Genomic DNA, 18,045 nt, shown 5'->3' with positions numbered 1-18,045 from the left:
CATCCGCTTGAGAAGCCAGCCTGCTCCCATCAAGGGATGAGAGCAGGTTGAGTCACGCCGCTATCAGAAGTGGTACTTGACCAGCAGGCTCGCGGTGTCCTGGTTGGTCTCGAAGTTGCGGGAGTCCTGGATGCCGTACTTGTTCTTCCAGTAGTCGTATTCGAAACCGACATACAACTGCTTGGCGCCCCAGTTCAGTGCCTTGCCCAGGTCGTATTTGACTTGCGGGTTGAAGTGCAGGTTGGCGTGGTAGGTGCCCTTGGCGTTCTGGTCGTTGTCCACGACCCAGTCCATGTAGCCGTCGATGAGAATGTCCGAGCGGCCCACGGGAATGGTGTAGGACCAGACCGGGGTGATCTGCCAGACGTTGTCGCCCGGGCGGCTGCCTTCGGTGTGGCGCTGGTAGAAGTTCAACTGGAAGTAGTCGAACCCGGGAATGGCCAGGTCGAAGCCCGGGCCGATCAGGTAGGACTCGTTGTCGCCTTCGCCGAACTCATAGGTCATGGCCAGGAGCACATCCTTGATCGGACCGAACTCGAGCTTCTGATCGAGGATCTTGCCCAGGGACAGGCGCGGAGTGAACTCGCCGTAGTAGGTATCGGGTCCGACGTTGCCGTCTTCCTTGCCGTTGTAGAAGATCCGGTCGAGGAAGAAGAAGTTGTCGCCGAACTTCCAGGCGTCGGCATGTTCGAAGGTGACCGTCTGCTGGATCTGCGGGTTAACTTCGAAGTTCTTGCCGTACAGGTAAGTCAGGCTGTTGTTCTGCCATAGCAGCAGGTCACCTGCCACGGCCTGCCCCCCGGCGAGCAGGGTGGTGGCCAGCATCAGGCTTTTGCACATCGGTTTCATTCGGTTGCTCCCAAAATTGGTGTTTCCACGTTGTTTTTTGGCTCGGCGCTCTGGTTTGGCGCCTTTTTCATTGCTGTAAAAACCATCCGATCGGTCAGCTTTGTTGCTGTTAGCAAGAGCTGAGCCAAGGCGGAAAAAAGCAAAAAACTCCCGTTCGGCTGTGTTGATACAGTCGAACGAGAGTTTTTCAGCCGTAATTTCGTGCGCCTTGGTAGCTGCCTGAGCCGGGATAAGTTGGCTTTCAGGTCAGGTTTTTCATCCGGGCTTTTTTTTAGACCAGATTTACGCGGCCGCGGAGAATACTGGCTCCCACGGCGGGGCTCAAGTGCTCTGCAATAGAGCACGTGAAGCAACTTTGGGGCAGGAGGGGCGAACATCTCAGCCTGGCATCCGCAGAGGGCAGTCAGGCGTGCGCAGCGACTGCAGAGCGTCGTCGCGCAAGGAATTGACAGGCACCGCTGGGGCACCCGTGGGTAAGCAAGCCTGGGTTGGCTGCATGGTTGTTGCTCCCTGTTTATTTTTATTTTCAAGGCGCAGCGTGTAGCCGTCGGCCCCGGTCATGGGGACGCGACCTGATGTCAGTGGTACGGCACTGACCCGGGCGTCGCAGCGGCGCCCGGGTCAGGCTTCAATGCTGATGCGCGTGGCGTGCGTTGTTGGAGGCGCGCTCGGCACCGCCGAGAATGTTGAACAGCAGGTTCAGCAGCAGGGCACTGAGGGTCGCCATGGCGATGCCGCTATGGGTGATCGGGCTCATCCACAGTGGCAGGTGAGCGAAGAACTCGGGGCGTACCACCGGGATCAGGCCCATGCCGATGCTGACGGCTACCAGCAACTGGTTGCGACGGTCGGCAATGTCGGCTTCCTGGAGGATCTTGATGCCGGTGGCGGCGACCATGCCGAACATCGCGATCGCTGCGCCGCCGAGCACGGCGGCCGGGATCGAGGCAACCAGGAACGCGGCCTTGGGCAGCAGGCTGAGGACGATCAGCAGGCCACCGGCCACCATGGTCACCGAACGGCAGCGCACGCCGGTCATCTGCACCAGGCCGATGTTCTGGGCGAAGGAGGAGTGGGTGAAGGTGTTGAAGAAGCCGGCCACGAACGAGGCGCCGGCATCACACAACAGGCCACGCCGCAGCATCCGTGGGGTAACCTCCTGGCCGGTGATCTTGCCCAGGGCAAGGAACATCCCGGTGGACTCGACAAAGATGATCACCACCACCAGGCACATGGAAAGAATCGGCGCCAGGTGAAACTCCGGCATGCCGAAATGCAGCGGCGTGACGATCTGCAGCCAGGGCGCTTGAGCCATGCCGCTCAGATCGACCATGCCGATCAGGCCGCACAGCAGGTAGCCCAGGCCCATGCCGATCAACACCGAGATATTGACCCAGAAGCCGCGCATGAAGCGGTGGATCAACAGAATGGTGCCCAGTACCAGAGCGGCGATGCTCAGGTAGATGGGGGAGCCGAACTGAGCGACGTTGCTGCCGCCGCCGGCCCAGTTCACGGCTACGGGAAACAGTGACAGCCCGATCGAGGTGATCACCGTGCCGGTGACCAAGGGCGGGAAGAAACGCACCACCTTGGACATGAATGGCGCGATCACCATGCCGAAGAAGCCGGCAGCGATGGTGGCGCCGAAGATCCCGGGCATGCCGATGCCGGGCATGCCAGCCATGGCGACCATGCTGCCGACCGCCGCGAAACTGGCGCCCATCATCACTGGCATGCGAATGCCCATGGGGCCGATGCCCATCGACTGGACGATGGTGGCGACACCGGCTACCAGCAGGTCGGCATTGATCAGGAAGGCGATTTCCTCACGACTCAGGCCTGCGGCCTGTCCGATGATCAGCGGTACCGCAATTGCACCGCCATACATCAGCAGAACGTGTTGCAGACCGACCAGGATCAGTTGCAATAGGGGCAAGCGCTGAATGGCTGGCGCATCGGGGACGCACTGTTCGGATGACTCGGACATGCAACACCTCGGATCTTTTTTATTCTTGTGATTTAACAGCCGTATGGCTGCCTGCAGCTTCTACATCGGGCGAATCTTCGGGGCTGATGGCGAGCAAGCCCGCTTCTACAGTGCCAATGCAGTCCTGTAGAAGCGAGCTTGCTCGCAAGGCAGCCGGTCAGCGGCCAGTGGTCAGTTGACCTGGGCTCCCTGGGCAATCCAGGCACCGATCAGGTCACGTTCCTGCTGGGTCATCTGGGTGATGTTGCCCAGCGGCATGATCTGGCTGGCGACAGCCTGGGCCTGGATGCGAGCAGCCTGCAGACGGATCTGCTCGGGCGTATCGAACATCACCCCGGCCGGTGCCGCGCTGAACAGCGAGCTGGTGGGTTTGGCCGAGTGGCAAACCGCGCAGCGTTCCTGGATCACGCTGTGTACCTTGTCGAAGGACGCGCCGGCGGTGGATGCCTGTGCCGGTGCGCTTGCCGGTGCCGCAGGGGCTGCCGGTGCCGCCGGTGCCTGCGAGGATGCCGGCTTGCCGCCCAGGGCCGTTTCCGGCTGGGGCTGGTACTCGATCTGAGCGGGAGCCTTGGCCACTTCCGGGGTGCTCGGGGTGGGCGTCGGACCGGTGACGTAGGCCAGGCAGATCATGCCCAGTGCCGCGACGGGCAGGGTCCAGGCGAACTTGTGGCTGTCATGACGGGTGTTGAAGTAATGACGGACCAACACCGCCAGCACCGCGATCCCGGCCAGGATCAACCAGTTGTACTGGCTGCCGTAGGTGCTCGGGAAGTGGTTGCTGATCATGATGAACAGCACCGGCAGGGTGAAGTAGTTGTTGTGACGCGAACGCAGCAGGCCCTTGGCCGGCAGGGTCGGGTCCGGGGTGCGGTTTTCCGCGATGGCCGCCACCAGCGCACGTTGCGCCGGCATGATGATGCGGAACACGTTGCCCACCATGATGGTGCCGATGATGGCGCCGACGTGCAGGTAGGCCCCACGACCACTGAACACCTTGCTGAAGCCATAGGCCGCAGCGATCAGCAGGACGAACAGAATGAAACCCAGCAGGGCGGGTTTCTTGCCCAGCGGCGAGTCGCAGAGGAAGTCGTAGACGAACCAGCCGGCGATCAGCGCACCGATGCCGATGGCTACCGCTTCAGGGCCGCTCAGGCCGCTGCCGGGAGCAACCAGGTAGAGCATCGGGTTGAAGTAGAACACCAGGCACAGCAGGGCAATCCCCGACATCCAGGTGAAGTAGGCTTCCCACTTGAACCAGTGCAGGTTCTCCGGCATGGAAGGGGGGGCCAGCTTGTATTTCTCCAGGTGGTAGATACCACCGCCGTGAATCGCCCAGAGGTCGCCGGACAGGCCGTCCTTGGGATTGACGCGGTTGAGGTTGTTCTCCAGCCAGACGAAGTAGAACGACGCGCCGATCCAGGCCACGCCAGTGATCATGTGTATCCAACGCACGCTCAGATTGAGCCATTCCAACAGATGTGCTTCCACAGTCTTTACCTCTCGCCTGTCACTCTGTCGTCGAGTGATCAGACCTTCTCTTATTGGTGGGGGGCGAGGATCAAACACTCATCCTCTTTGAAGAAATGCTCATCGCAGTTATTGCCAGTGCCACTGCGATCAACCACCAGGAAGTCATCCCGCTTTTCGATCGTCAGCACCGGGTGGTGCCAGACGCCGCGATGGTAATTGATGCCCTGCCTGCCATTACTGACAAAGGCGCGGACCAAGCCTGATACAGGTGCATCGCCAATGGGCGCGACCACGATCAGAAAGGGGTGGCCGAGCAGCGGGATGAAAGCCTGGCTGCCCAGCGGATGGCGTTCCAGCATGCGGACGGTCAGCGGCATGTCCTGAGCGTCGGCGCGGAAGATGCTGATGATCGCCTTGTCTTCTGGCGTGGCGGTTTCCACCGTCGCCAGTTTGTGAAAGCGCATGGTCGAACCGTTGTTGATCATGAAGTGGTCGCTGCCGTCGGTTTCGATCACGTCACCGAAAGGGGCGAAGGCTTCTTTGGTCAGGGGCTCAATCACTAATGTGCGCATGCTGTTCTTCTTAAATTCTCAGGTTCGTCATTGATCCCGCACGTCACGGCGCGCAGGAGTGTGCAGGAACCCGGCGGGCCGGGGCCTGGATGTTCGATATCACGGGGAAGCGTGGCCGTTAGTCAGCGGGTGACTGCCAGCATTCTGCTGACGACCGGACGCCGGCGCGCGTTGCAGAGTGCCTTGGGGCCTGGCCGATGACAGAAGGGATTTGCAGAGGAACCAGTGGTCGCTACCCGCACGTCTGATCGAGCGCGGCGCATCCAGGCGGCAAGCGTCGGTAACGATTTCAGCGACGGCCGAGACGCTGCAGTGGTCCGGGCGGACTTCGGCCATGTTGACGAAGTGCTGGGGGGCGGCGGCGTAAGTTCTCATTATTCTTATCTGCCTTGCTCAGTGGCTGGGTGTGCTTACAAGGCCCTGGGAACTCCGGCTCTCACCGGGGTTCTCGGGCCAGGCTCGCTACAGAGTCTGCAAGCGAAACAGGGCGATCTTGTTGATTTCCGCCAGCGCGCACTTGAACTCGGTGTCTACCGAGTTGTGGATGCGGGTTTCGAAGGCGGCCAGGATCTGATGTCGATTGCTGCCCTTCACCGCCATGATGAAGGGAAACTTGAACTTGGCCTTGTAGGCATCGTTCAGTTCGGTGAAGCGCTGGAACTCTTCGGCGGTGCATTGATGAATGCCGGCACCGGCCTGTTCGTTGGTACTGGCCTCGGTCAGTTCGCCCTGGACGGCAGCTTTGCCGGCCAGGTCCGGGTGAGCGTTGATCAGGGCCAACTGGCTGGCGTGATCGGCGCTGAGCAGGATATCGCTCATGCGCTGGTGCAGGGTTTCGATCTGGTCGACGGAGGCATCCAGGCCCAGGTCGTAGGCCTTTTCAGCCACCCAGGGCGAATGCTCGTAGATGTCGGCGAAGGCTTTGACAAAGGCGTCGCGGCTCAGGGTCGAGGGCTTGAGGCTCTGGAATGCAGTCATTTGGCTGCTCCCTGGTACGGATGGGTGTGTTGCCAGTGGCGGGCGATATCGACCCGACGGGTGAACCAGACCTGCTCGTGACCCTTGACGTACTCGATGAAGCGCTTGAGTGCAGCCAGGCGGGCCGGGCGGCCGATCAAGCGGCAGTGCAGGCCGATGGAAAGCATTTTCGGTGCCTCGGCGCCTTCGGCGTAGAGCACATCGAAGGCATCCTTGAGGTACTGGAAGAAGTCGTCGCCCTTGTTGAAACCCTGCACCTGGGTGAAGCGCATGTCGTTGGTGTCCAGGGTGTAGGGGATCACCAGGTGCGCCTTGCCGGTGGGGTTGTTGGGTTCCCAGTAGGGCAGGTCGTCGTCGTAGGTGTCGCAGTCATAGAGGAAGCCGCCTTCCTCCATCACCAGGCGCCGGGTGTTCGGGCCAGTGCGGCCGGTGTACCAGCCCAGGGGGCGTTCACCGGTGATTTCGGTGAGGATGCGGATCGCTTCGAGCATGTGCTCGCGCTCCTGGGCCTCGTCCATGTACTGGTAGTCGATCCAGCGGTAGCCGTGGCTGCAGATTTCGTGGCCCGCCTCGACCATGGCGCGGATCACGTCCGGATGGCGTTGGGCTGCCATGGCCACGGCGAAGATGGTCAGCGGAATGTCGAATTCCTTGAACAGCTTGAGGATTCGCCAGACACCGGCACGGCTGCCATATTCGTACAGCGATTCCATGCTCATGTTGCGCTCGCCCTGCAGTGGCTGCGCCGAGACCATTTCCGACAGGAAGGCTTCCGATTCCTTGTCGCCGTGAAGGATGTTGCGCTCGCCGCCTTCTTCGTAATTGAGCACGAAGGACAGTGCGACGCGGGCATTGCCAGGCCAGTGAGGGTGAGGAGGGTTGGAGCCGTAACCGATCAGGTCACGAGGGTAGTCAGCGCTCACTGCAGTCTTCCTTCTTATTCGTGATAACGGTGGCGTGGCGGGACCTGGAAGCTGGAGCGCCAGGTGAGCGTCACTGCGATGGAATGATTGTATACAACTTTATATTCACTTTGTAAGCCCGTTTTTTTGCATTTTTCTCCTTTTGTCACTATATGTCGCACCTGCAAGAAACTTGCCCGGATGGTCAGCTAATGAATGGCAAGTCGTCTGGTGCCATGGGGTTGGGCTTAATTCGCCGATGGATGGGGAGCCCTGAAGTCGGCAGAATAATTGTGATTATTATTGTGTACAATTTTTTTGAAAAGTGTCTTAATCGTGCTCTTGACGCAGCCTTTCATCCATCGAATCGCTGCATTGCCCTATCAATCACTGACTCCGGGAGGCGCGAGGCCTGAACGCTTGAGTCGCGACAGGTCCGCGGAATCAATGGGACGTTTGACTACACACGTGTTGGATGCCGCACATGGCTGCCCTGGCAGCGCTATCAAGGTCGAGCTGTATCGGGTCGAGGGAGCACAGCTGGAACTGGTCGCCAGTACCCTGACCAACAGCGATGGCCGTTGCGATGCGCCGCTGCTGCAGGGCGATGACTATCGTTCCGGTGTGTACCAGCTGCATTTCCATGCCGGTGACTACTACCGTGCCCGTGGCGTGCAGCTGCCGCAGCCGGCCTTCCTCGATGTGGTGGTGCTGCGTTTCGGCATCAGCGCCGAGCAGGATCATTACCACGTGCCGCTGTTGATTTCGCCCTACAGCTATTCGACCTACAGAGGAAGCTAGGACGTTCCCCCAAGAATCCTGCGCAAATAGCTTCTTTGGTCTTTGCCCGCTCACACTGCGGGCTTTTTTATGCCTGGAGAAAAGCCCGCCACCTGGCACCAACTGTCCCTGGCGGCGCGAGCCTGGGCTGCGACAGTGGCTCGAGTGTTGAGGGGTATGCACCCGGGCAGTGCGGGCCGGGGCGTTATCGGTGCGGCTTGCGTGGGGGGAGGGCGAGTGGCTGGAGCCAGGCTGCTCAAGAAGGAAGACGCGGCCGGGGCTATCTGCAGCGTTGCAGGAAAAAGCCCCATCCGCGAGGGATGGGGCGTTTGCTGCGAAGAGGCTTACAGGAAGATGAACTTGGCGATGAAGATCGCGCACAGCACATACAGGCTGATGGAGATTTCCTTGTACTTGCCCGTACCGGCCTTGAGCACCACGTAGGTGATGAAGCCCAGGGCAATGCCGTCGGCAACGGAAAAGGTCAGCGGCATCATGATTGCCGTGACGATGGCCGGAATGCTGTCGGTGGCTTCGTCCCAGTTGATATGGGCCATGCCGCCCATCATCAGCATGGCCACGTAGATCAGTGCGCCGGCGGTGGCATAGGCGGGAATCATGCCAGCCAGCGGGGCGAAGAACATCGCGGCAATGAACAGCACACCCACGGTGACGGCGGTCAGCCCGGTGCGACCACCTGCGGCGACGCCCGCGGCGCTTTCCACGTAGCTGGTCACCGGTGGCACGCCCACCACCGCGCCGAACACGCTGGAGGCACTGTCGGCCTTGAGCGCCCGTGACAGGTTCTCGATCTTGCCGTCGGCGTTGACCAGGCCGGCGCGCTGGGCCACGCCCATCAGGGTGCCGGCCGTGTCGAACATGTGCACGAAGAGGAAGGCCAGCACCACGCTGATCATGCTGACGTTGAACACTCCGGCAAGGTCCATGGCCATCCAGGTCGGCGCCAGGCTCGGCGGGGTCGACAGGATGCCGTTGTAATGCACCAGGTCCAGGCCCCAGCCGGCTAGGGTCACGGCAATGATGCTGATCAGGATTGCGCCGAACACCCGGTGGTAGCTGAGCACGGCAATCATCAGAAAACAGATCGCCGCCAGCAGCGGGCCGGGTTCACGCAGGGAACCGAGCTTGATCAGGGTGGCCGGGCTGTCGACGACGATGCCGGCGGTTTTCAGGCCGATCAGGCCGAGAAACAGCCCGACCCCGGCCCCCATGGCGAAACGCAGGCTTACCGGGATGCTGTTGAGCAGCCATTCCCGCACCCGCGACAGAGTCAGGAACATGAACAACACGCCGGAGACGAACACCGCGCCGAGAGCGGTTTCCCAGCTGTAGCCCATGGTGCCGACCACGGTGTAGGTGAAGAACGCGTTGAGCCCCATGCCCGGCGCCAGCCCCACCGGCCAGTTGGCATACAGGCCCATCAGCAGGCAACCCAAGGCGGCGGCGATGCATGTGGCGACAAAGGCTGCGCCATGGTCGATACCGGCATCAGCCATGATGTTGGGATTGACGAAGATGATGTAGGCCATGGTGATGAATGTGGTCAGACCGGCAATCAATTCGGTTTTCACCGTGGTGCCATGTAACCTGAGTTTGAAGATGCGCTCCAGCCAGCCGCTGTTCAGCGAGGGCGAGAGGTCTAGCGACGAGGCTTCGGATTTTCGGCTTTCCACAGCGAGTACTCCTCAAGAGTTTTATTGTTTTTTCCAGAACCGGACACGCGAGGGTGGGCAGCGGCTCTTTGAGGCAGGTAAGGCTTGCGGCTTTGTTGACCTATAGGTCAAGAAATCACACGGGCGATTATGCTTTTGTATACAAAGAAAGCAAATAATGTTTTTAGTGCTGTGTGCGAAAAATCTGCTGGCGTGGCTATATCGGCGTTCGCGCTGAGGTCAGACGTGCCATAGGGAGGGAGCAAAGGAGGCGGGGTGGATCAGGGCACCGAATTGCAGCTGCCACACGCTACTGGTCGGCGTTTTTCCCCGCGAGGGCTTGATTCACCGCGAGCCAGCCATTGACCGCGTCCTCACCTGCGTCGGCGAAGGCCCGTTGCAGCAGCTTGACCTGCTCCCGGCGCAGGGACTGTTCGAAGCGCACGCCATCGGCCGTCAGTTCCAGCAGGCGTTTGCGCTTGTCACTCTCTGGCGCGAGGCTTTCCACCAGGTGCATCTCCAGCAACTGGCGCAAGGGTGTGTTCAGCGCCTGCTTGCTCACCCCCAGCAGGTTCAGCAGCTCCTTGACGCTGAGCCCGGGATAGCGGGCGATGAAAAACACGATGCGCTGATGCACCCGGCTCAAGCCGCGGCGCTCGAGCATCTCGTCGGCCTTGGCGGTAAACGCCTGGTAGCCGAAGAAGAAGGCTTCCATGGCGGCTTGTTGCGAGTTCTGGTTTTTAAGGTCAAGCATATTGACGTATCTGCTCGGGGCGGCGTAATTTCGGTCAAGTAGTTTGACGTATTTCCCTCAGCCTTCGCTAGCGGTGGTCCCCATGGCTTTCTCCGAACGTGTATCGCGCCTTAAAAGCTCCCTGATCCGTGAAATTCTCGCCGCGGCCCAGCGCCCGGAAGTGATGTCGTTCGCCGGGGGGCTGCCTGCCGAAGTGATGCTGCCTCCGGTGCAGTGGCAGGACATGCCCCTGTCCATGGGGCAGTACGGCATGAGCGAAGGAGAGCCGCAACTGCGTGAAGCCCTGGCAGAACAGGCTCGCCAGCTGGGTGTGCCCTGCAGCGCCAGCCAGGTGCTGGTGGTCAGCGGCTCGCAGCAGACCCTGGATCTGGCGGCCAAGCTGTTCATCGACCCCGGTACCGAGGTGCTGCTGGAGGCACCGACCTATCTGGCCGCCCTGCAGATCTTCCAGTTGTTCGGCGCCGCCTGCCTGAGCGTGCCGCTGGAGGCCGACGGTCCGGACCTGACCCGGCTGCGTGCACGCCTGGAGCAGCATCGGCCGGCCTTCATCTACCTGATCCCGACCTTTCAGAATCCCTCGGCAGTGCGCTACAGCGAAGCCAAGCGTGATGCCGTGGCGTCCTTGCTGGACGAGTTCGGCGTGACCCTGATCGAAGATGAGCCGTACCGCGAACTGTCCTTCGATGGCGGCAGCGCCACGCCTATCGTCAGTCGTTTGCAGAAGGCCAGTTGGATCTACACCGGTACCGTGTCGAAAACCCTGCTGCCCGGACTGCGGGTTGGCTACCTGATCGCCAGCCAGGACCTGTTCCCGCATCTGCTGCGACTGAAACAGTCCGCGGACCTGCACACCAACCGCGTCGGCCAGTGGCAGGCCATGCAGTGGATCGGCACCGCGCAATACCAGCAGCATCTGCATGAGCTGCGCGGCTTCTATCGCCAGCGCCGCGATGCCTTCCAGGCGGCCCTGGAAACCCATTTCAGTGATCTGGCGCAATGGCAGGTGCCCCAGGGCGGGCTGTTTTTCTGGTTGAGCTTGAAACAACCGCTGGACACCCGCACCTTGCTTGATTCAGCGTTGGCACAGGACGTGACGTTCATGCCCGGTGAGCCCTTCTTTAGCGAGCCTGAGCGCAACCTCGGCCATTTGCGGCTGAATTTCAGCCATATCGATCCAGCCCGGTTGGACGAAGGCCTCAAGCGGCTGGCCACCGTGATACGTCAAGCACAGGCTGCACAGGCAGCCTGAGGGGAAGGCCATGTATAAGGTTTACGGTGATTACCGTTCGGGCAATTGCTACAAGATCAAACTGATGCTCAATCTTCTGGGGCTGCCCTACCAATGGCAGGCGGTGGATATTCTCGGGGGCGATACCCAGACCGAAGCCTTCCTGGCGAAGAACCCCAACGGCAAGATCCCGGTGCTGGAGCTTGAGGACGGTACATGCCTGTGGGAGTCCAATGCGATTCTCAACTTCCTTGCCGATGGCAGCGAGTTCCTGCCCAGCGAGCCGCGCCTGCGCACCCAGGTCTTGCAATGGCAGTTCTTCGAGCAGTACAGCCATGAGCCCTATATTGCCGTGGCGCGCTTCATCCAGCAGTACGAGGGCTTGCCCGAGGAGCGTCGCGAGGAATACCTGAAGTTGCACAAGCGCGGCTACAAGGCATTGGAGGTGATGGAAAAGCAACTGAGCCGCACGCCTTACCTGGTGGGCGAGCACTATTCCATTGCTGACATCGCACTGTTTGCCTACACCCATGTGGCCCATGAAGGTGGTTTTGACCTGGCCCGCTACCCGGGCATCCAGGCGTGGATTCAGCGGGTCCAAAGCCATCCGCGGCATGTGGCGATGTTTGACTGAGCAAGGTGGTTGACGCTCGCTGAACCGGCTTTGTGCCGGTTCAGTGCTTTTGCGCATCGTTGCCTGCTGGACGGGGTGTCGACTCTCTTCGGCAGCTGTTCAAGGGTGATACCTGCAGCTTTGCCTGGGAGCCGGGCGCCGATGGGGCATGACGCAGCGGTCAATGCTCGGGCCTTGAATGGGGCTTGGCCGGGGTGTCCTGCATGACGACCTGACCCGCTCACGGGTGCTGGGTGCCCAGGCCCTGTGCCTCGGGGGCCTGCAACTGATCCGCGGCCGCCCGTCCGATGGGGGCTTCAGGCCGCCGAGAACCGCTGGTTCAGGTAGTCGATGATCACCTTGGATTCGTACATCCAGGTGGTCTGGCCATTTTCTTCGATGCGCAGGCACGGCACCTTGATCTTGCCGCCCTGCTCCAGCAGGGTCTGGCGATCCTGCTCGTTGTTCTTGGCATCACGCAGGGCTACCGGCACGTTCAGGCGATGCAGGGCGCGGCGGGTCTTCACGCAGAAAGGACAGGCGTGGAACTGGTACAGGGTCAGGGCCTTGGCGTCCTGCTCGACTTGGGCCTGAGCGGCAGCGGGGCGCTTCTGTTTGCCCGGGCGGGTGATGAAGTCGATGAAAACGATGAGTTGGCCCAGGCCGACTCGCAGTGCTTTGACGATCACGGTATTGCCTCTTGCCCATGAATGAAGGGGCGGCAGCTTACCTGATTTTTGCCGGACGAAAAAAAACCGGCGATCAACGCCGGTTTTTTCAGGTGCAGCCCGTTACTTGATCAGGCTGAGGAACTCGCTGCGGGTCGCGGCGTTCTCGCGGAACTCACCGAGCATCACCGAAGTGATCATCGACGAGTTCTGCTTCTCCACACCGCGCATCATCATGCACATGTGCTTGGCCTCGATCACCACGGCCACGCCGAGGGCGCCGGTCACTTGCTGGACCGCATCGGCGATCTGCCGACTGAGATTTTCCTGGATCTGCAGGCGGCGGGCATACATGTCAACGATGCGCGCGACTTTCGACAACCCCAGGACCTTGCCGCTGGGAATGTAGGCGACATGGGCCTTGCCGATAAATGGCAGCAGGTGGTGTTCGCACAGCGAGTAGAGCTCGATGTCCTTGACCAGCACCATTTCGCTGTTGTCAGAGCTGAACAAGGCACCGTTGGTGACTTCTTCCAGGGTTTGGGCATAACCGCGGCAAAGGTACTGCATGGCTTTGGCGGCGCGCTTGGGCGTGTCGAGCAGGCCCTCGCGGGAGACGTCCTCGCCCAATTGGCCGAGGATCGCGGTGTAATTCTGTTCCAGGGACATGAAACTACCTGTGGGATTTTACGCAAAGGGCAAGGGTACGGTGGCGGACACGGCGCTGCAAGCGTGATGCTGCGGCTTTATTCGTCGCGCCCTTCCATCATGGTGCGTTTGAGCATCACGTACAGCGCCCCGGTGCCGCCATGCCTGGCCTGGCAGGAGGTGAAGCCCAGGACCTGGGGATGCTGGCGCAGCCAGGTGTTGACATGGCTCTTGATCATGGGGCGCTTGCCGTCCAGGCGTACTGCCTTGCCGTGGGTGACACGCACGCAGCGGATCTCGAACCGGGTGGCCTCGGCGAGGAACGCCCAGAGGGTTTCCCGGGCCTTCTCCACGGTCATGCCGTGCAGGTCGAGGCTGCCCTCGAAGGGGATCTGTCCGACCTTGAGCTTGCGCATCTGGCTTTCCTGGACCCCGTCGCGGGCCCACATCAGGTCGTCTTCGGGCCCCACGTCGATGACGAACTGGTCGGACAGTCCATCCACGGTGGTGGTTTCAGTGCGCACAGTGGCGACCTGGCGCAGTTTGGCGATCTGCGCCCGGTCGGTCTTGGGTTTGCCTGTCTCGGCGCGATCGTGCTTGATCGGCTTGACGCCGCGGATCTCGTTCTTGAACAGGGAAAAATCGTCGTCTTGCATGTCAGCCTCCGCGAAGGGCGGCTAGTTTACCGAACTCGGAAGGGCTTCAGGCGCGCAAATCGCGCCGGTGGCGATCAGTCGTGCTTTTTCATCAGGTGCGGGGCCATGTTCAGAGCCAGGGGTTCACGCATGCGCCGCCGACAGCGACGCCACAGGCGCACCCCGACATACAGCAGGACCAGGCCAATCAGCAGGATCACCGCTGAGCCTGGGGCACTGGCGTTGATTTCTCCCAGCGCTGGGGCTCGCCCCAACAGGCTCGCGGCCCCGGCCATTGTCAGCAGCACACCGAAGGCCGCGAGCAGTGCGGAAAATGCCGCCCCCAGGCGCAACCGCCAGTTTCGCGGGCTTTTGGGCCGCAATCGGCGTGCGTCAAAACCATCGGATATCTTCATTCCGACCTTCCTCAATGGGTATCGGCCCTTCGACCGGAAGTTGACCGGGTGGTTCCTGAGGCTAAGGCAATTGCTGTACAGGCGAGGGGTTTATGGATGAGCGGCCCGCCAGCCGCTCACCTGGGCTGATCAGATCAGGCTTGCGGTCTGGGCGAGGGTGGCGAAGTTGTCGGCCATGATCGCCATTTCGGTTTGCTGGACATGCTCGGCACTGAGAATGCCGCCCTTGTAGGGCAGGTCGCGGGTGGCGCAGGCGTCTTCCACCAGGGTGCAGCGAAAGCCCAGGTTCTTCGCGGCGCGAACGGTGGTGCTGACACTGGAGTGGCTCATGAAACCGGCCACGATCAGGTCCAGGGAACCCAGGTCCTGCAGGCGTTTTTCCAGCTCGGTGCCGTGGAAGGCGCTGGGCAGCAACTTGCCAATGATGGTTTCGTCACCCTGGGGCTCGACCCCGGGGATGAACTCACCGCGTTCGCCCTGGGGGTCGAACAGGCCGCCGACGGTGCCGAGGTGGCGCACATGCACGATGGGCCGCCCGGCTGCCCGGGCCGCGGCCAGCAGGCGCTGGATGTTGGCCACTGCCGCGTCCATGCCGGACAGGGCCAGTGGACCGCTGAGGTACTCTTTCTGGGCGTCGATGATCACAAGGGTCGCGTGGCTCAAATTGGCCGCTGCGTAACCACGACCGCTGAGTTGAAACATCGTCTTTGGAACGGACATTCTGGGGCTCCTGTGAGTGGGGCTTTTGCGACATTGTCCTCTGGCCGAGCGGTTCTGTGAATCGCTACTAACGTAAGGTGCGCCGTTATTGGCCTACAGGCTTGTCAAGTGGGGCAAGGTAGGGGAGTTGAAAGCTAAAAGCCAGTCAGCAGGACGATTGCGTGGTGCGGGGGTTTCATTCGTCGTCGGCAGGCGTTTTGGCTGTTAGAATTGCCGGTCGTTTTGTCAGGAGTCTGTCCCGTGATCACTTCCCGCCTTCGCACCTTGCGTGACCATATCCGCTGGGCCGTCAGCCGCTTTCATGGGGAGGATCTGTTCTTCGGCCATGGTACCGACAATGCCTGGGACGAGGCCCGCCAACTGGTGCTCGGTGCCCTGCACCTGCCTTGGGAAATTGCCGACAGCTACCTGGATTGCGCGTTGGAAGACGACGAGCTGGTCCATCTGCAGCATCTGCTCAAGCGTCGCATCAAGGAGCGTGTGCCCACCGCCTACCTGTTGGGCGAGGCGTGGTTCTGCGGTATGTCGTTCATTGTCGATGAGCGGGTGCTGATTCCCCGTTCGCCGATTGGCGAGCTGATCGAGAAACGCTTCGAACCGTGGTTGGCCAACGAACCGGCGCGGATTCTTGATCTGTGCACCGGCTCCGGCTGCATCGGCATTGCCTGCGCCTATGAGTTCCGCGATGCCGAAGTGGTGCTGGCGGACCTGTCCTTCGAGGCCCTGGAAGTAGCCAACCAGAACATCGAGCGCCACGGGGTCGATGAGCGAGTGTTCACCGTGCAGGGTGACGGCTTCGAAGGTTTGCCAGGGCAACGCTTCGACTTGATCGTGTCCAATCCGCCCTATGTCGATGCCGAAGATTTTGCCGACATGCCGGACGAATACCAGCACGAGCCGGAGCTGGGCCTGGCCTGTGGCGACGATGGCCTGAACCTGGTGCGGCGGATGCTGGCCGAAGCTGCCGATCACCTGACCGAGAAGGGCTTGATGATTGTCGAAGTGGGCAACAGCCAGGTGCATGTCGAGGCCTTGTACCCGGAAGTCGACTTTGCCTGGCTGGATTTCGAGCGTGGCGGCCACGGAGTGTTCATGCTGACCGCAGAGCAGTGCCGCGAGCATCAGGCGTTGTTTGCCTCGCGCGTCTGAAGAGCTACGGGCCCGCGCAATGCGGGCCTTGAACCGCCAGGGCGTATGCCTTAGCGGTGAGTGGCAATCCAGATCAGCAGCCCGGCCTGGAACACGGCAAAGGCCACCAGGCAGGTGATGGTGAAGCGCAAGCCGGTGTCTTCACGCTTGTACTTGGTTACTTTCTCTTCCTGCTTGCGCAGTTTGACTTCCAGTTCTTCGAGGTTCTGTTCGGCCTGCTGGAGCATCTGCGCTGCTTCCAGTATCTCCACGAACTGCAGCTTCTCGGTGTTCCACTGGCTCAGCAGGTCGCCTACCTGGACCTCCTTGACACTGCCTTTGAGGTGCTGTGCGTCAGCGTAGACAACGTCAAAACCCTGGGTGCGCAGCACGTGATCACGGCGCAGGCGGGTGTCTTCGTTGAGGGCATCCTTGTTGGCGAGCTCGAAGCCGTCCACCCGGTAGTGGGGCCATTTTCTTTGCGCCCACTGTGCGGCCTGGGCCAGCAGGAAACGGCCGATGCCACGGTTCAGGGGTTCGACCTGCAGGCCGCTTTCGGGAGTGAAATGCACCCGGCGAGTGTCGTGCTCGACCCACACATCCAGGTGGTTCTGCTCTTTGCGTACCCGCTGGCCAGGCAGGCTGATGGTCAGGCGCAGCAGGCTGTGCTCCTTGTTGCTGCGTTCGGCATAGCCGAATTCGACAAAGCGCAGGGGGCGTCCGCCGGTGGCGCGATCAGTCTGCAGGGGCGCCAGGCGGAGCATCTTGTGGTGTTCGGCCTGGACGTCCGCCCAAGGCAGTACGGCCGCTTCCGGGGTGGCGGCGTCCTGCTCTGTAGCGGGTGAATTCGGGGTATCAGTCATAACGGCGAGATCCTGTCCAATCGCTGCGCGCCGACAGCAATCGAACGGCCGGCAAAGGCTTATCGGCCGTTTTTTTCAGGACTGGAGGGTGAAAACAGCCTAACGGGTGTGAAGTCCGTCAATAAAACTGATGATCGCGCTGCCCAGTTCCGCCGCCAGGGGCAATTGCGGGTCCTTGTAGGACGCCAGTTGGCGCTTGAGGTCGTTGGGCACGATGCGCATCACATGGTTCATGCCGTCGATCAGGGTCAGCCGGGCGTCCGGCTTGGCGGCCTTGAGCACCTTGGCATCGTCCACGCTGACCTGGATGTCATTGCTGCCCTGGATGATCAGCGCGGGCATTTTCAAGCGGGCAAAGGCTGCCGCCGGGTCTTCACGGAACAGGGTGATCAGGTAGGGTTGCACGCTGGGGCGGAAGATCACCTGCAGCGCCGGCGGCACGTCGGTATCGACCTGGCCGGCCTTCAGGCTGTCCAGCAGCTCGTTGCTGCGCACCATCAGCGCTGGAGGCAGGCGGTAACTCAGTTGCTGGCGCAGCACCTGGTCCACCGGGCGGGCGGTGCCGGAGATGGAGATCACCCCGGCGGCATCCAGTTGCGGTGCGGCGAGGCTGGCGATCAGCGCGCCCTCACTGTGACCCAGTACGATCAACCGGCCCAGGCGCGGGTCGTCCTTGAGCTTTTTGCCCCAGGCCACCGCGTCGGCGACATAGGCGTCCAGGGTCAGGTTGCGTTCATCCGGGGTTGCCGCGAGGCTGGCCGCCACGCCGCGCTTGTCATAGCGCACGCTGGCGATATTGTGCCTGGCCAGCACCCAGGCCAGGCGCTTGAGGCTGTCATTGCGCCCGCCGTCGGGATTGTTGCCGTCGCGATCGGTGGGGCCGGAACCGGAAATGATCAGTACCACCGGCACGGGCTGCTCGGATTTGGGCAGCAGCATCGAGCCGTACAGTTCACCGTGGCCGGTATCCAGGCTCACGGGACGTTGCAGGACGGTCGCATGGACCAGGCCGGTGAACAGGGAAAGGCTCAAGAGAAGAACTCGCAGCATCATCACGCCATCATGAATAAAAGGTGCCGGTTGGACTCAGGCAGGGGCAGAAGGTTCGAGGATGAACTAGTTGGGTAGCCTGCGTATACTGGCGCACGCGTTAATCCAGAT

The 18,045-nt window shown here is 61.3% G+C and carries 20 protein-coding genes; 4 read left to right on the top strand and 16 right to left on the bottom strand.

Annotated elements, in window-relative coordinates; translation table 11 throughout:
* Positions 1-63: 63 nt before the first annotated feature.
* The 7 genes from ACZ5BO_RS25825 to puuE form a co-directional block, all read right to left on the bottom strand.
* The gene (locus ACZ5BO_RS25825) at positions 64-849 is read right to left on the bottom strand and encodes an outer membrane protein OmpK (RefSeq protein ID WP_464696922.1); all 786 of its coding nucleotides are present in this window, start codon (positions 847-849) and stop codon (positions 64-66) included.
* Between the two features lie 628 nt (positions 850-1,477).
* Positions 1,478-2,836 (bottom strand): nucleobase:cation symporter-2 family protein, encoded by a 1,359-nt coding sequence (locus tag ACZ5BO_RS25820; RefSeq protein ID WP_464696921.1) that lies wholly within the window; start codon positions 2,834-2,836, stop codon positions 1,478-1,480.
* A 171-nt stretch (positions 2,837-3,007) separates the two neighbouring features.
* The gene (locus ACZ5BO_RS25815; RefSeq protein WP_464696920.1) at positions 3,008-4,324 is read right to left on the bottom strand and encodes a urate hydroxylase PuuD; all 1,317 of its coding nucleotides are present in this window, start codon (positions 4,322-4,324) and stop codon (positions 3,008-3,010) included.
* A gap of 50 nt (positions 4,325-4,374) precedes the next feature.
* A complete protein-coding gene (locus ACZ5BO_RS25810) occupies positions 4,375-4,878 on the bottom strand; it encodes an ureidoglycolate lyase (protein WP_025127076.1) in 504 nt (167 codons plus the stop codon).
* 99 nt (positions 4,879-4,977) lie between these two features.
* Positions 4,978-5,253: a hypothetical protein gene (locus ACZ5BO_RS25805; RefSeq protein WP_464696919.1), complete on the bottom strand. Its 276-nt coding sequence runs from the start codon at positions 5,251-5,253 to the stop codon at positions 4,978-4,980.
* An 87-nt stretch (positions 5,254-5,340) separates the two neighbouring features.
* Positions 5,341-5,856, bottom strand: coding sequence for a 2-oxo-4-hydroxy-4-carboxy-5-ureidoimidazoline decarboxylase (uraD, locus tag ACZ5BO_RS25800; RefSeq protein ID WP_025127077.1), 516 nt, complete (start codon positions 5,854-5,856; stop codon positions 5,341-5,343).
* A complete protein-coding gene (puuE, locus tag ACZ5BO_RS25795; protein WP_025127078.1) occupies positions 5,853-6,779 on the bottom strand; it encodes an allantoinase PuuE in 927 nt (308 codons plus the stop codon). Before puuE ends, uraD begins: the two co-directional genes overlap by 4 nt.
* A gap of 426 nt (positions 6,780-7,205) precedes the next feature.
* On the opposite strand from puuE, the gene uraH reads away from it, so the two are divergent.
* A complete protein-coding gene (uraH, locus tag ACZ5BO_RS25790) occupies positions 7,206-7,559 on the top strand; it encodes a hydroxyisourate hydrolase (RefSeq protein WP_011062635.1) in 354 nt (117 codons plus the stop codon).
* 323 nt (positions 7,560-7,882) lie between these two features.
* Here uraH and ACZ5BO_RS25785 read toward each other — a convergent pair whose 3' ends face one another.
* Both ACZ5BO_RS25785 and ACZ5BO_RS25780 read right to left on the bottom strand, forming a co-directional pair.
* Positions 7,883-9,232 carry an NCS2 family permease gene (locus ACZ5BO_RS25785; protein ID WP_025127079.1) on the bottom strand — a complete coding sequence of 450 codons (1,350 nt, stop codon included), beginning with the start codon at positions 9,230-9,232 and terminating at the stop codon, positions 7,883-7,885.
* Positions 9,233-9,521: 289 nt separating this feature from the next.
* Positions 9,522-9,965 carry a MarR family transcriptional regulator gene (locus ACZ5BO_RS25780; RefSeq protein WP_025127080.1) on the bottom strand — a complete coding sequence of 148 codons (444 nt, stop codon included), beginning with the start codon at positions 9,963-9,965 and terminating at the stop codon, positions 9,522-9,524.
* 82 nt (positions 9,966-10,047) lie between these two features.
* On the opposite strand from ACZ5BO_RS25780, the gene ACZ5BO_RS25775 reads away from it, so the two are divergent.
* Together ACZ5BO_RS25775 and ACZ5BO_RS25770 are read left to right on the top strand one after the other, a co-directional pair.
* Positions 10,048-11,214, top strand: a complete 1,167-nt coding sequence (locus ACZ5BO_RS25775) for an aminotransferase-like domain-containing protein (protein WP_464696918.1) — start codon at positions 10,048-10,050, stop codon at positions 11,212-11,214.
* 10 nt (positions 11,215-11,224) lie between these two features.
* Positions 11,225-11,827: a glutathione S-transferase family protein gene (locus tag ACZ5BO_RS25770; protein ID WP_464696917.1), complete on the top strand. Its 603-nt coding sequence runs from the start codon at positions 11,225-11,227 to the stop codon at positions 11,825-11,827.
* A 296-nt stretch (positions 11,828-12,123) separates the two neighbouring features.
* Here ACZ5BO_RS25770 and ACZ5BO_RS25765 read toward each other — a convergent pair whose 3' ends face one another.
* From ACZ5BO_RS25765 to ACZ5BO_RS25745, 5 genes are all read right to left on the bottom strand, one after another.
* The gene (locus tag ACZ5BO_RS25765) at positions 12,124-12,495 is read right to left on the bottom strand and encodes a glutathione S-transferase N-terminal domain-containing protein (protein ID WP_464696916.1); all 372 of its coding nucleotides are present in this window, start codon (positions 12,493-12,495) and stop codon (positions 12,124-12,126) included.
* A gap of 102 nt (positions 12,496-12,597) precedes the next feature.
* Positions 12,598-13,143, bottom strand: a complete 546-nt coding sequence (gene folE, locus ACZ5BO_RS25760) for a GTP cyclohydrolase I FolE (RefSeq protein WP_011062625.1) — start codon at positions 13,141-13,143, stop codon at positions 12,598-12,600.
* A gap of 77 nt (positions 13,144-13,220) precedes the next feature.
* Positions 13,221-13,778, bottom strand: a complete 558-nt coding sequence (locus ACZ5BO_RS25755) for a Smr/MutS family protein (RefSeq protein WP_025127084.1) — start codon at positions 13,776-13,778, stop codon at positions 13,221-13,223.
* Positions 13,779-13,852: 74 nt separating this feature from the next.
* Positions 13,853-14,173: a hypothetical protein gene (locus ACZ5BO_RS25750; protein WP_464696915.1), complete on the bottom strand. Its 321-nt coding sequence runs from the start codon at positions 14,171-14,173 to the stop codon at positions 13,853-13,855.
* 129 nt (positions 14,174-14,302) lie between these two features.
* Positions 14,303-14,893, bottom strand: a complete 591-nt coding sequence (locus tag ACZ5BO_RS25745; protein ID WP_025127086.1) for a cysteine hydrolase family protein — start codon at positions 14,891-14,893, stop codon at positions 14,303-14,305.
* Positions 14,894-15,133: 240 nt separating this feature from the next.
* Here ACZ5BO_RS25745 and prmB point away from each other — a divergent pair, with 240 nt between their 5' ends.
* Positions 15,134-16,042 (top strand): 50S ribosomal protein L3 N(5)-glutamine methyltransferase, encoded by a 909-nt coding sequence (gene prmB, locus ACZ5BO_RS25740; protein ID WP_025127087.1) that lies wholly within the window; start codon positions 15,134-15,136, stop codon positions 16,040-16,042.
* A gap of 50 nt (positions 16,043-16,092) precedes the next feature.
* Here prmB and ACZ5BO_RS25735 read toward each other — a convergent pair whose 3' ends face one another.
* Together ACZ5BO_RS25735 and ACZ5BO_RS25730 are read right to left on the bottom strand one after the other, a co-directional pair.
* Positions 16,093-16,884 (bottom strand): hypothetical protein, encoded by a 792-nt coding sequence (locus ACZ5BO_RS25735; RefSeq protein WP_464696914.1) that lies wholly within the window; start codon positions 16,882-16,884, stop codon positions 16,093-16,095.
* Between the two features lie 99 nt (positions 16,885-16,983).
* Positions 16,984-17,937, bottom strand: a complete 954-nt coding sequence (locus tag ACZ5BO_RS25730; protein WP_025127089.1) for an alpha/beta hydrolase — start codon at positions 17,935-17,937, stop codon at positions 16,984-16,986.
* Positions 17,938-18,045 lie beyond the last annotated feature (108 nt).

The sequence above is a fragment of the Pseudomonas sp. FFPRI_1 genome, from assembly GCF_055384485.1.
The sequence above is the reverse complement of the archived record's forward strand: the minus strand, read 5'-3'. Positions and strand labels throughout refer to the sequence as shown.